The 11,781-nt window shown below is 66.7% G+C and carries 12 protein-coding genes; 4 read left to right on the top strand and 8 right to left on the bottom strand.

All coding sequences use genetic code 11. The annotated features are described in order from the left end of the window. Window position 1: 1 nt before the first annotated feature. The 4 genes from recJ (at window position 2) to HWX09_RS15515 (ending at window position 5,632) form a co-directional block, all read left to right on the top strand. Window positions 2-1,699 carry a single-stranded-DNA-specific exonuclease RecJ gene (gene recJ, locus HWX09_RS15530; RefSeq protein ID WP_027784857.1) on the top strand — a complete coding sequence of 566 codons (1,698 nt, stop codon included), beginning with the start codon at window positions 2-4 and terminating at the stop codon, window positions 1,697-1,699. A gap of 152 nt (window positions 1,700-1,851) precedes the next feature. Beyond that, window positions 1,852-2,956 (top strand): peptide chain release factor 2 gene (prfB, locus tag HWX09_RS15525; RefSeq protein WP_105132571.1). Its coding sequence is split into 2 segments (ribosomal slippage): window positions 1,852-1,932 and window positions 1,934-2,956, totalling 1,104 coding nucleotides; the frame shifts between segments, so codons are not numbered across the junction. Between the two features lie 73 nt (window positions 2,957-3,029). Then, the gene (gene lysS, locus HWX09_RS15520; RefSeq protein ID WP_027784858.1) at window positions 3,030-4,556 is read left to right on the top strand and encodes a lysine--tRNA ligase; all 1,527 of its coding nucleotides are present in this window, start codon (window positions 3,030-3,032) and stop codon (window positions 4,554-4,556) included. A 347-nt stretch (window positions 4,557-4,903) separates the two neighbouring features. Continuing rightward, the gene (locus HWX09_RS15515; protein WP_027784859.1) at window positions 4,904-5,632 is read left to right on the top strand and encodes a glycine zipper 2TM domain-containing protein; all 729 of its coding nucleotides are present in this window, start codon (window positions 4,904-4,906) and stop codon (window positions 5,630-5,632) included. A 150-nt stretch (window positions 5,633-5,782) separates the two neighbouring features. Here HWX09_RS15515 and iscX read toward each other — a convergent pair whose 3' ends face one another. From iscX to iscR, 8 genes are all read right to left on the bottom strand, one after another. After that, entirely contained in the window at window positions 5,783-5,992 is a 210-nt protein-coding gene (iscX, locus tag HWX09_RS15510) for a Fe-S cluster assembly protein IscX (RefSeq protein WP_027784860.1), read from the bottom strand. A 19-nt stretch (window positions 5,993-6,011) separates the two neighbouring features. Further along, entirely contained in the window at window positions 6,012-6,353 is a 342-nt protein-coding gene (fdx, locus tag HWX09_RS15505; protein ID WP_006478392.1) for an ISC system 2Fe-2S type ferredoxin, read from the bottom strand. A gap of 88 nt (window positions 6,354-6,441) precedes the next feature. Continuing rightward, window positions 6,442-8,310 carry a Fe-S protein assembly chaperone HscA gene (gene hscA / locus HWX09_RS15500; protein WP_027784861.1) on the bottom strand — a complete coding sequence of 623 codons (1,869 nt, stop codon included), beginning with the start codon at window positions 8,308-8,310 and terminating at the stop codon, window positions 6,442-6,444. A 54-nt stretch (window positions 8,311-8,364) separates the two neighbouring features. Further along, window positions 8,365-8,892 (bottom strand): Fe-S protein assembly co-chaperone HscB, encoded by a 528-nt coding sequence (hscB, locus tag HWX09_RS15495; RefSeq protein ID WP_027784862.1) that lies wholly within the window; start codon window positions 8,890-8,892, stop codon window positions 8,365-8,367. Window positions 8,893-8,988: 96 nt separating this feature from the next. Beyond that, window positions 8,989-9,312, bottom strand: a complete 324-nt coding sequence (iscA, locus tag HWX09_RS15490) for an iron-sulfur cluster assembly protein IscA (RefSeq protein WP_014896627.1) — start codon at window positions 9,310-9,312, stop codon at window positions 8,989-8,991. Between the two features lie 66 nt (window positions 9,313-9,378). Beyond that, on the bottom strand, window positions 9,379-9,786 hold the full coding sequence (gene iscU, locus HWX09_RS15485; protein ID WP_006478389.1) for a Fe-S cluster assembly scaffold IscU: 408 nt from the start codon (window positions 9,784-9,786) through the stop codon (window positions 9,379-9,381). A gap of 66 nt (window positions 9,787-9,852) precedes the next feature. Continuing rightward, window positions 9,853-11,076 (bottom strand): IscS subfamily cysteine desulfurase, encoded by a 1,224-nt coding sequence (locus HWX09_RS15480; protein ID WP_027784863.1) that lies wholly within the window; start codon window positions 11,074-11,076, stop codon window positions 9,853-9,855. Between the two features lie 65 nt (window positions 11,077-11,141). Next, window positions 11,142-11,681: a Fe-S cluster assembly transcriptional regulator IscR gene (iscR, locus tag HWX09_RS15475; RefSeq protein ID WP_006401955.1), complete on the bottom strand. Its 540-nt coding sequence runs from the start codon at window positions 11,679-11,681 to the stop codon at window positions 11,142-11,144. Window positions 11,682-11,781 lie beyond the last annotated feature (100 nt).

The following is an 11,781-nucleotide window of genomic DNA, read 5'->3' as shown; positions in this document are numbered from 1 at the left end:
AATGACCCGGATCGTTACCCGCCCCGTCGCGCCCGCCGACGCCGAAGTGCTCGCGCGCCACGGCCTGCACCCCGTTCTCGCGCGCCTGTACGCTTCGCGCGGCGTGCAGTCGCCCGTCGACATCGAGACCGCGCTCGCACGCCTCGTGCCGCCCACCGAGCTGAAAGGCTGCGCCGATGCGGCGGTGCTGCTCGCCGACGCGCTCGCCGACAAGCGGCGCCTGCTGGTCGTCGCCGACTACGACTGCGACGGCGCGACCGCCTGCGCGGTCGCGGTGCGCGGCCTGCGGATGTTCGGGGCGCAGATCGACTACCTGGTGCCGAACCGCTTCGAATACGGTTACGGCCTCACGCCCGAGATCGTCGAGCTCGCGGCCGCGCGCAAGCCCGACCTGCTGATCACCGTCGACAACGGGATCGCGAGCGTCGCCGGCGTCGAAGCCGCGAACGCGCGCGGCATCGACGTGCTCGTGACCGACCACCACCTGCCCGGCGACGCGCTGCCCGCCGCACGCGCGATCGTCAACCCGAACCAGCCCGGCTGCGCGTTCCCGAGCAAGCACCTCGCCGGCGTCGGCGTGATGTTCTACGTGCTGCTCGCGCTGCGCGCCGAGCTGCGCCGCCGCGGCGCGTTCGCGAGCAAGGAAGCCGAGCCGCGCCTCGACGGCCTGCTCGACCTCGTCGCGCTCGGCACCGTCGCCGACGTCGTGCGGCTCGACGGCAACAACCGCGTGCTCGTCGCGCAGGGGCTGCAGCGCATCCGCAACGGCCGCATGCAGCCGGGCATCGCCGCGCTGTTCCGTGCCGCCGCGCGCGAAGCGCGCACCGCGTCGGGCTTCGATCTCGGCTTCGGCCTCGGCCCGCGCCTGAACGCCGCCGGACGGCTGTCCGACATGTCGCTCGGCATCGAATGCCTGATCACCGACGACATCGGCCGCGCGTGGGATCTCGCGCAGCAGCTCGACGTGATGAACCGCGAGCGCCGCGAAATCGAGGCCGGCATGCAGCAGCAGGCGCTCGCCGATCTCGCCGACGTCGATCCGGCCGACGCATGCACGATCACGCTGTTCAATCCCGAGTGGCACCAGGGCGTGATCGGCATCGTCGCCGGCCGTCTCAAGGAAAAATTCCACCGCCCGTCGTTCACGTTCGCGCACGCCGACGACGACGGCAAGCGGGTCAAGGGGTCCGGCCGGTCGATCGCGGGCTTCCACCTGCGCGACGCGCTTGACCTCGTGTCGAAGCGCGAACCGGACCTGATCGTCGCGTTCGGCGGCCACGCGATGGCGGCCGGCCTCACGCTCGACACCGAAAACGTGCCGCGCTTCGCGGCCGCGTTCGAGGCCGTCGCGCGCGAATGGCTGTCCGACGACGCGCTCGCCCGCGTGATCGAAACCGACGGCGAGCTCGAGGACGCGTACTTCACGCCGCAGTTCGTCGGCCTGCTCGACGAGGCCGTCTGGGGGCAAGGGTTTCCGGCCCCGCTTTTCTCGGGCGAATTCGACATCGTGTCGCAGTCGCTCGTGAAGGAAAAGCACCTGAAGCTGCAGCTTGCGCGCGGCCGCCAGCGCTTCAACGCGATCTGGTTCAACCATACCGAGCCGCTGCCGGCGAGCGCGCTGGTCGCGTACCGGCTCGTCGCCGATACGTGGAACGGCGTCACGCGCGTCCAGTTGATCGTCGAACACGCGGCCGGCTGAGCCCGCCACCCGGCCGCGACGCGCCGCCGCACGCGTGCGCGCCGCGCCGGACGGGGCCGTCGACACGCGTGCAGGCACCGTTTGCGTCACCGGGCAACCCTGCCGATCGGCTATAATTCCGCTTTTTTACGAAGCCGGAACAGCGAACGATCATGGAAGCGGAACGTCTCAACGCGATCGAAAGCTCCCTGCTCGACCTGCGCAATCGCGCGGGCGAGCTTCGGGGGTATCTTTGACTACGACGCCAAAGCTGCGCGTCTGACCGAAGTCAACAAGGAACTCGAAGACCCGAACGTCTGGAACGATTCGAAGAACGCCCAGGCGCTCGGCCGCGAGAAGAAGCTGCTCGAAGGCGTCGTCACGACGCTCACGGCGCTCGATAGCGACCTGCGCGATGCACTCGAGCTGTTCGAGATGGCCCGCGAGGAAGGCGACGAGGATACGCTTCTCGCCTCGGAGGACGACGCCGCGAAGCTCGAAGCGCGCGTCGGCGACATCGAGTTCCGCCGGATGTTCTCGAACCCGGCCGATCCGAACAACTGCTTCATCGACATCCAGGCCGGCGCCGGCGGCACCGAGGCATGCGACTGGGCGTCGATGCTGTTGCGCCAGTACCTGCGCTACTGCGAACGCAAGGGCTTCAAGGCCGAAGTGCTCGAGGAGTCCGACGGCGACGTCGCCGGCATCAAGAACGCGACGGTCAAGGTCACGGGCGAATACGCATACGGCTTCCTGCGTACCGAAACGGGCATCCACCGCCTCGTGCGCAAGTCGCCGTTCGACTCGTCGGGCGGCCGCCACACGTCGTTCTCGTCGGTATTCGTCTATCCGGAAATCGACGACTCGATCGAAGTCGAGATCAACCCGGCCGACCTGCGCATCGACACGTACCGCGCATCGGGCGCCGGTGGCCAGCACATCAACAAGACCGACTCCGCGGTGCGGATCACGCACATGCCGACGGGGATCGTCGTGCAGTGCCAGAACGACCGCTCGCAGCACCGCAACCGCGCCGAAGCGATGGCGATGCTGAAGTCGCGCCTGTACGAAGTCGAAATGCGCAAGCGCCAGGCCGAGCAGGACAAGCTCGAATCGAGCAAGACCGATGTGGGCTGGGGCCACCAGATCCGCTCGTACGTGCTCGACCAGAGCCGCGTGAAGGACCTGCGCACGAACGTCGAAATGAGCAACACGCGGGCGGTGCTCGACGGCGACCTCGACGACTTCATCAGCGCGAGCCTCAAACAGGGCGTGTAAGCGCCGCGGCGCGGCCTGCCCGCGCCGCCCTTTCCGTTTGCGTTGCCGCACCCCACTCCGAATTCCGACCATCATGACCGAACCGACCCAAACGCAGCCCGCCGTCACGGCGGACGACAACCAGATCATCGCCGAGCGCCGCGAGAAGCTGCGCGCGTTGCGCGAGCAAGGCGTCGCCTATCCGAACGACTTCCGGCCCGAGCACCACGCAGCCGACCTGCAGGCCAAATTCGCCGATTCGGACAAGGCCGCGCTCGAAGCGAACCCGGTCGAGGTGTCGGTGGCCGGCCGCATGATGCTCAAGCGCGTGATGGGCAAGGCGAGCTTCGCGACGGTGCAGGACGGGTCGGGCCAGATCCAGTTCTTCGTGACGCCGAACGACGTCGGCGCCGACACCTACGACGCGTTCAAGAAGTGGGACCTCGGCGACATCGTCGCCGCGCGCGGCGTGCTGTTCCGCACCAACAAGGGCGAGCTGTCGGTCCAGTGCAAGGAGCTGCGCCTGCTGTCGAAGGCGCTGCGACCGCTGCCGGACAAGTTCCACGGCCTGTCCGACCAGGAAATGCGCTACCGCCAGCGCTACGTCGACCTGATCGTCACGCCGGAAACGCGCGACACGTTCCGCGCCCGCACGAAGACGATCGCGTCGATCCGCAAGTTCATGGACAACGCCGAATTCATGGAAGTCGAGACGCCGATGCTGCACCCGATCCCGGGCGGCGCGGCCGCGAAGCCGTTCGTCACGCATCACAATGCGCTCGACATGCAGATGTTCCTGCGCATCGCGCCGGAGCTGTACCTGAAGCGCCTGATCGTCGGCGGCTTCGAGCGCGTGTTCGAGATCAACCGCAATTTCCGGAATGAAGGCGTGTCGCCGCGTCATAACCCGGAATTCACGATGATGGAGTTCTACGCCGCGTACACCGACTACCGCTGGCTGATGGACTTCACCGAACAACTGATCCGCCAGGCGGCGATCGATGCGCTCGGCACCGCGACGATCCAGTACCAGGGCCGCGAGCTCGACCTCGCGAAGCCGTTCCATCGCCTGACGATCACCCAGGCCATCCAGAAGTACGCACCCGACTACACCGACGGCCAGCTGTCGGACGACGCGTTCCTGCGCACCGAACTGAAGCGCTTCGGCGTCGACGTGTCCCAGCCGGCGTTCCTGAACGCAGGTATCGGCGCGCTGCAACTCGCGCTGTTCGAGGAAACGGCCGAGGCGCAGCTGTGGGAACCGACGTTCATCATCGACTACCCGATCGAGGTGTCGCCGCTCGCGCGCGCATCGGATACGGTGCCGGGCATCACCGAGCGTTTCGAGCTGTTCATGACCGGCCGCGAGATCGCGAACGGCTTCTCGGAGCTGAACGATCCGGAAGACCAGGCCGCGCGCTTCAAGAAGCAGGTCGAGCAAAAGGATGCGGGTGACGAGGAAGCGATGTTCTTCGACGCCGACTACATCCGTGCGCTCGAATACGGGATGCCTCCGACGGGCGGCTGCGGGATCGGCATCGACCGTCTCGTGATGCTGCTGACCGACAGCCCGACGATCCGCGACGTGCTGCTGTTCCCCCATCTGCGCCGCGAAGACTGACGGCCGCCCCCGCGTGTGCGCCGCGCCCCGTGGCGCGCACGCGTCAGCTTTGTAACGACGCGTAAATCCCGTCAGGCGGCGTCTGCCGGCCTTCGATCCCTCCCCGTTTTATTCCCCCGTCGCGACGCCTTTCTCCGGGTTTTCCCGGAAACGGCCGCCGGCGCCCGGCTGCAATTCGTTACACCTTGATACGGCGCGCCGCTTGGCCGTGGACGACACTCCTGTTGCGTCACCACGCATGACCACGGGACCAGAACGAGGCGCCGGAACGCCGAGTCTGCTCGCTCCCGAGCGTGGGATCCTGTTCCGGCGCAGTGCGCCGATCCGGATCGACCTTGGAGAAAAAAATGGACAACCAGACTCAGACCACGCCGCAAAAGCAACGCCTCCACCCGCTCATCGCCACCGCGGCCGGTGCCGTCATCATCGCCAGCCTCGCGGCGACGGCAGCGATCACGGGCGTATTCCCGAAGGCCAGCAGCAGCAATGAACAGAACGGCCAGACCCAGGCCGCGCTGATCGCGTCGCAACCGGCCGTCGATACGGCCGCGGCCGCCAGCGCCGCGCTGGCCGCGCAAGCGCAGCGGCAGGCAGCGGAACAGGCCGCCGCGCAGCAGAAGGCCGCCGTCGCGCAGGCCGAGCCGAAGCCGGCGCCGCACCCGGCTGCGCCGCACCGCCGTCATGCGACCGCCCCGCAGCCGCCGCAATACGCGCAGCAGCCGTCGGCGCCCGCGCAAGCCTACTGCCAGAGCTGCGGCACGGTCGTCGCGATCACGCAGACGCGCACGCCGGGCCAGAGCTCGGGGATCGGCGCCGTGGGCGGCGCAGCAGCCGGCGGCCTGCTCGGCAACCAGTTCGGCAACGGCAACGGCCGCACCGCGATGACGATCATCGGCGCGCTGGGCGGCGGTCTCGCCGGTAACCAGGTCGAGAAGCAGGTCCGCGCGGAAACCGACTATCAGGTGCAAGTGCAGATGGAAAGCGGCGCGACGCGCACGTTCACGTACCACAACCCGCCGCCGGTCGGCCAGGGCCAGCGCGTGCGGATCGAGAACGGCACGCTGGTCGGCGCGTAAGCACCTGATCGCGTAAGCGCCGGCGCCCTTGCCCGCATGTCGTGCGCGGGCATCCCGCCAAAAACGAAAAACGGCTCGCGAGCAAACGCTCGCGAGCCGTTTTTCATGGGCGCGGCGTGCGCCGTGGCGGCGCATGCCCTGACCGGTCGGTCAGTCTTCGTCGTCGAAATCCGCTTCGTCGATCCAGTGTGCCTGGATCGCCTCGAGGATCTTCTCGCCCGAGTGCGTCGGGTCGTCGGCGAAGCCGTCGAGTTCGAGTACCCACTGGCGCAGGTCGACGAAGTTGACCCGCTGCGGGTCGATGTCCGGGTACTTGTCCGCCAGCGCAATGGCTATTTCACGCGAATCGGTCCATTTCATCGCCTGCCTCCGGTTCCTGTCAGTGATTTTCCTTCGCGTGGTTGATCGAGTACTTCGGAATCTCGACCACCAGGTCCGAATCTTCCTTCACGATCGCCTGGCACGACAGGCGCGACGTCGGCTCGAGGCCCCACGCCTTGTCCAGCAGATCGTCCTCGTCCTCCTCGGACGGCGTCAGATCGTTGAAGCCTTCGCGGATCACCACGTGGCACGTCGTGCATGCGCACGACTTCTCGCATGCATGCTCGATCTCGATCCCGTGATCGAGCAGGTTGTCGCAGATACTCTTGCCGGGCGTCGCGTCGATCACCGCGCCATCCGGGCACAGTTCGACGTGAGGCAGCACCACCAGTTGAGGCATGTCCGTTCCGTCAGTCAGGGTGCGGCGCCACGCGCCGCATGGTTCATCGTCGCGCGGGCCGTTGCCGGCCGATGCGCGGTTCGTGGGTTCAGATCTCGTCGAGCCGGCGGCCCGACAGCGCGCGCTTGATGCTCTTGTCCATCCGGCGCGCCGCGAATTCGTCGGTACCGTCGGCCAGCGCCTTGGTCGCCGCTTCGATCGCATTCGTATCGTCGCCCTGCGCGACCGCGCGCAACGCCACGGCCAGCGCGTCGATCTGCTCGCGCTCGGCGGCATCGAGCAGCTCACCGTCGGCCGCCAGCGCGGCCTGCGTCGCCTCGAGCATCCGCTCGGCCTCGACCTGCGCTTCGCGCAGCGCGCGGGCGCGCATGTCGATTTCGGCGGTCTTGAAGCTATCCTCCAGCATTTTCGCGATGTCGTCGTCGGCGAGGCCGTACGACGGCTTCACGACGACCGATGCCTCGACGCCGGACAACTGCTCGCGTGCAAACACCGACAGCAAGCCGTCCGCGTCGACCTGATAGGTCACGCGAATGCGTGCGGCGCCCGCCGTCATCGGCGGAATGCCGCGCAGCTCGAAGCGCGCGAGCGACCGGCAGTCGGCGACGAGCTCGCGCTCGCCCTGCACGACGTGGATCGCCATCGCGGTCTGGCCGTCCTTGAAGGTCGTGAATTCCTGCGCACGCGCGATCGGAATCGTCGAGTTGCGCGGAATGATCTTCTCGACGAGCCCGCCCATCGTCTCGACACCGAGCGACAGCGGGATCACGTCGAGCAACAGCCAGTCGTCGCCGGTGCCGCGATTGCCCGCGAGCAGGTCGGCCTGGATCGCCGCGCCGAGCGCGACGACCTGATCCGGATCGAGGTTCACGAGCGGCGGCTGGCCGAAATACCTGGCGACCGCGTCGCGGATCACCGGCATGCGCGTCGCGCCGCCCACGAGCACGACACCCTTGATGTCGGCCGGCGTGACCTGCGCATCGCGCAGCGCCTTGCGGGTCGGCGTGAGCGTGCGCTGCACGAGCGGCTCGACGAGCGACGCGAACGTGTCGTGCGAAATCGTCTGCACGAGCCGCGCACCACTCGACAGCGTCACGTCGAGCGCCGCCTGCGGCGCGGACGACAGCGCTTCCTTCAGCACCCGCACACGATCGAGCAGCAGGCGCACGTCCTCGGGCGCGAGCGTCTTCGCGTCGATACCGGCCTGCGCGAGCACGTGAGCGAACAGCGCATGGTCGAAATCGTCGCCGCCGAGCGCCGAATCGCCGCCCGCGGCCAGCACTTCGAACACACCCTTCGTCAGCTTCAGGATCGACAGGTCGAACGTGCCGCCGCCGAGGTCGTACACCGCGTAAAGGCCTTCGGCCGCGTTGTCGAGACCATAGGCGATCGCGGCGGCGGTCGGTTCGTTCAGCAGGCGCAGCACGTTGAGGCCCGCGAGACGCGCGGCATCCTTGGTTGCCTGGCGCTGCGCGTCGTCGAAGTACGCGGGCACCGTGATCACCGCGCCGACCAGATCGTCGCCGAGCGAATCCTCGGCGCGATGACGCAGCGTCGCGAGAATTTCGGCCGAGACTTCGACCGGGCTCTTCACGCCGTCGATCGTGCGGATCTGCACCATGCCCGGCGCATCGACGAATTCGTACGGCGCGTTCGCCGCGCCTTCGACTTCGGCCTTGCCGCGGCCCATGAAGCGCTTGACCGACACGATCGTGTTGCGCGGATCGGTCGCGGCCTGCTCCTTCGCTTCGTGGCCGATACGGCGGCCGCCCTTCTCGAGGTAACGGACCACCGACGGCAGCAGCACGCGGCCCGCTTCGTCCGGCAGGACTTCAGGCACGCTGTTGCGCACGGCGGCGACGAGCGAGTTCGTCGTGCCGAGGTCGATCCCGACGGCGAGTCGCCGCTGGTGCGGCGCCGGCGCCATGCCCGGTTCGGAAATTTGCAGTAAAGCCATCTTGGTTCGTTCGGGCGCTCGGCCCGTTTGCTGCGCGTGCCGCAAGGCACGCGGTTAAGTTTCGAGACGCTCGATCTGCGCGCCCACTTCCGACGCGACCCGTTCGATGAACATCAGCTGACGCACGGCTTCCGCAGCGGCCTGATCGGCACCGCTGTCGAGCAGCGTGCCGAGGCGCTCGACGCGCACGCGCTTCTCGTCGCGCAACTCGGTGAGCAATGCATCGAGCGCGTCGACGTTGCGGGCGGCCGCGGCATCCTCGATGCCCTCGCGCCACTCCATCTGCTGCATCAGGAATGCAGGTTCCATCGCGGTGTTGTTTTCCGCGCCGATGTCCACGCCGCGCAGCGACAGCAGGTAGGACGCGCGCTTCAGCGGGTCGCGCAGCGTGCGGTATGCCTCGTTCGCGCGGGTGGCCCATTGCATCGCGATGCGCTTTTGCGCATCGCCGGCCGCCGCGAAGCGGTCCGGGTGCACCTGCGTCTGCACCGTCCGGTAGGCGGCGTCGAGCGCCGTCTCGTCGAGCGCGAATTGCGCCGGCAGGTGAAACAGGTCGAAATGGCTGTCTTTGAGCGAAACCATTGTCGCGTTCAATTCCGGTTCGTCGCGCGGCAAACGCCGCACATTAAAAAGGCGGCCCGTGCCGCCTCTTGCCCGCATCGCGCGGAGGGAGCCGCGTCACACGCGGAACGATTCCCCGCACCCGCACTCGTCCTTCACGTTCGGGTTGTTGAACTTGAACCCTTCGTTCAGGCCTTCGCGGGCGAAGTCGAGCTCGGTGCCGTCGATATAGGCGAGGCTCTTCGGATCGACGATCACCTTCACGCCGTGGCTCTCGAACACCTGATCCTCGGGAGCCAGCTCGTCGACATACTCGAGCTTGTACGCGAGCCCCGAGCACCCGGTCGTGCGAACGCCAAGCCGCAGGCCCACCCCCTTGCCGCGACGGACGAGGTATTTCTGGACGTGCTGTGCTGCTTTTTCGGTCAGTGTAATTGCCATGATGTCCTTGCCGCGGCGTGCCACCGGGGCCCGCCGCGTTTCCTTCCTAGCCGCTCTCGATGCCGCTCAGGCTGCTGCCTGATCGCTTTCCTTGGTGTCGTGGCGCTTCTTGTAGTCGGCCACGGCTGCCTTGATCGCGTCTTCCGCGAGGATCGAGCAGTGAATCTTCACCGGCGGCAACGCGAGTTCCTCGGCGATCTGCGTGTTCTTGATCGACAGTGCCTCGTCGAGCGTCTTGCCCTTCACCCATTCGGTGACGAGCGAGCTCGATGCGATCGCCGAACCGCAACCGTAGGTCTTGAACTTCGCGTCTTCGATCACGCCGTCCGCGCCGACGCGAATCTGCAGCTTCATCACGTCGCCGCAAGCCGGCGCGCCGACCATGCCCGTGCCGACCGTGTCGTCGTCCTTCGCGAACGAACCGACGTTGCGCGGGTTTTCGTAGTGATCCAGAACCTTGTTGCTGTAAGACATGACTCAGACTCCTTGACTCGTTACGCTGCGTGCGTCAATCCGCGCGCGGTTGCATTCAATGCGGTATCAGTGTGCGGCCCATTCGATCGTCGACAGATCGATGCCTTCCTGGTGCATTTCCCAGAGCGGCGACAGTTCGCGCAGCTTCGCGATCTTGCTGTTCAGCAGGTCGATCACGAAATCGACTTCCTGCTCCGTCGTGAAGCGGCCCACCGTGAAGCGGATCGAGCTGTGCGCGAGTTCGTCGTTGCGGCCGAGCGCACGCAGCACGTACGACGGCTCCAGCGACGCCGACGTGCACGCGGAGCCCGACGACACCGCGACGTCCTTGATCGCCATGATCAGCGACTCGCCTTCGACGAAGTTGAAGCTGATGTTCAGGTTGTGCGGGACACGTTGATCCATGTCGCCGTTCACGTAGGTTTCCTCGATCTGCGACAGGCCGCGCAGCAGCTTGTCGCGCAGCATGCGGATGCGCTCGTTCTCGGTCGCCATTTCCTCGCGCGCGATGCGGAACGCTTCGCCCATGCCGACGATCTGGTGCGTCGGCAGCGTGCCCGAACGCATGCCGCGCTCGTGACCGCCGCCGTGCATCTGCGCTTCGATGCGCACGCGCGGCTTGCGACGCACGTACAGCGCGCCGATGCCCTTCGGGCCGTAGGTCTTGTGTGCCGAGAACGACATCAGGTCGACCTTCAGCTTCGCGAGGTCGATCACGACCTTGCCGGTCGACTGCGCGGCATCGACGTGGAACACGATGCCCTTCTCGCGGCAGATCTCGCCGATCGTCTCGATGTCCTGAATCACGCCGATCTCGTTGTTCACATGCATCACCGACACGAGGATCGTGTCCGGGCGCAGCGCGGCCTTGAACACGTCGAGGTCGATCAGGCCGTCATCCTTCACGTCGAGGTAGGTGACGTCGAAACCGTCGCGCTCGAGCTCGCGGCAGGTGTCGAGCACGGCCTTGTGCTCGGTCTTCACCGTGATGATGTGCTTGCCCTTGCCCTTGTAGAAGTTCGCGGCGCCCTTGATCGCGAGGTTGTCCGACTCCGTGGCGCCGGACGTCCAGATGATCTCGCGCGGATCGGCGTTCACGAGTGCGGCCACCTGCTCGCGCGCTTCCTCGACCGCGCGCTCCGCGTCCCAGCCATAGGCATGGCTACGCGACGCCGGGTTGCCGAACTGCTCGCGCAGGTACGGCACCATCTTGTCGACCACGCGCGGATCGACGGGCGTCGTCGCGCTGTAATCCATATAGATGGGCAGGTGGAGAGTCTCTTGGGTCATCTGTCGCTCCGGGTATTCTGTGCAGGGACTATGTGCGTTATGGGGTATGGCGGGCGCCTTCGCGCTCACGAACTCGCGATGTTGAACACCGAATTGGGGCCGAGCGGCATCGTGCGCACGGGCTCGGCCGGTGCGGCGACGGGCTCCGGCGCGCGACGGTCGCGCAGCACCGCCGGGGCGCCCTCGCGTGCGCGCTGCTGATCGACGAGATCCTGCAGCGACACCGAATCGAGGTATTCGACCATCTTCTGGTTCAGCGTCGACCACAGCTCGTGCGTCATGCAATGGCCGTCGGGCTGCTTCGAGCCGTCGCACGTGCCTTTGCCGCCGCACTGCGTGGCGTCAAGCGGTTCATCGACCGCGATGATGATGTCGGCAACGGTGACATCCTGCGCGCGACGCGCGAGGTTGTAGCCGCCGCCCGGGCCGCGCACGGATTCGACGATTTCATGCCTGCGCAGCTTGCCGAACAGCTGTTCGAGATACGAGAGCGAAATCCGCTGGCGCTGGCTGATGCCTGCAAGCGTCACCGGGCCCTGCTCCTGGCGCAGTGCCAAGTCAATCATCGCCGTGACGGCGAAACGGCCTTTGGTGGTGAGTCTCATGGTGTCTAGGGGACTGCAATCTTGACGATTTTGGTCAAGTATAAATATTTGACGTTTTTAGTCAAGTATCCATGTCTTTGAAAGGGTATTCGCAGACCGC

It is taken from the genome of Burkholderia sp. BCC1208, assembly GCF_902833095.1.
Lineage (GTDB): Bacteria > Pseudomonadota > Gammaproteobacteria > Burkholderiales > Burkholderiaceae > Burkholderia.
Note: the sequence above shows the minus strand (reverse complement) of the source record. Positions and strands in the feature narration are given on the sequence as shown.

What these genes read in the sequence shown, in the direction of transcription:
- recJ (WP_027784857.1), top strand. Translation starts at nt 2, where the DNA reads ATGACCCGGATCGTTACCCGCCCCGTCGCGCCCGCCGACGCCGAAGTG.
- lysS (WP_027784858.1), top strand. Translation starts at nt 3,030, where the DNA reads ATGACCGAACCGACCCAAACGCAGCCCGCCGTCACGGCGGACGACAAC.
- HWX09_RS15515 (WP_027784859.1), top strand. Translation starts at nt 4,904, where the DNA reads ATGGACAACCAGACTCAGACCACGCCGCAAAAGCAACGCCTCCACCCG.
- iscX (WP_027784860.1), bottom strand. Translation starts at nt 5,992, where the DNA reads ATGAAATGGACCGATTCGCGTGAAATAGCCATTGCGCTGGCGGACAAG.
- fdx (WP_006478392.1), bottom strand. Translation starts at nt 6,353, where the DNA reads ATGCCTCAACTGGTGGTGCTGCCTCACGTCGAACTGTGCCCGGATGGC.
- hscA (WP_027784861.1), bottom strand. Translation starts at nt 8,310, where the DNA reads ATGGCTTTACTGCAAATTTCCGAACCGGGCATGGCGCCGGCGCCGCAC.
- hscB (WP_027784862.1), bottom strand. Translation starts at nt 8,892, where the DNA reads ATGGTTTCGCTCAAAGACAGCCATTTCGACCTGTTTCACCTGCCGGCG.
- iscA (WP_014896627.1), bottom strand. Translation starts at nt 9,312, where the DNA reads ATGGCAATTACACTGACCGAAAAAGCAGCACAGCACGTCCAGAAATAC.
- iscU (WP_006478389.1), bottom strand. Translation starts at nt 9,786, where the DNA reads ATGTCTTACAGCAACAAGGTTCTGGATCACTACGAAAACCCGCGCAAC.
- HWX09_RS15480 (WP_027784863.1), bottom strand. Translation starts at nt 11,076, where the DNA reads ATGACCCAAGAGACTCTCCACCTGCCCATCTATATGGATTACAGCGCG.
- iscR (WP_006401955.1), bottom strand. Translation starts at nt 11,681, where the DNA reads ATGAGACTCACCACCAAAGGCCGTTTCGCCGTCACGGCGATGATTGAC.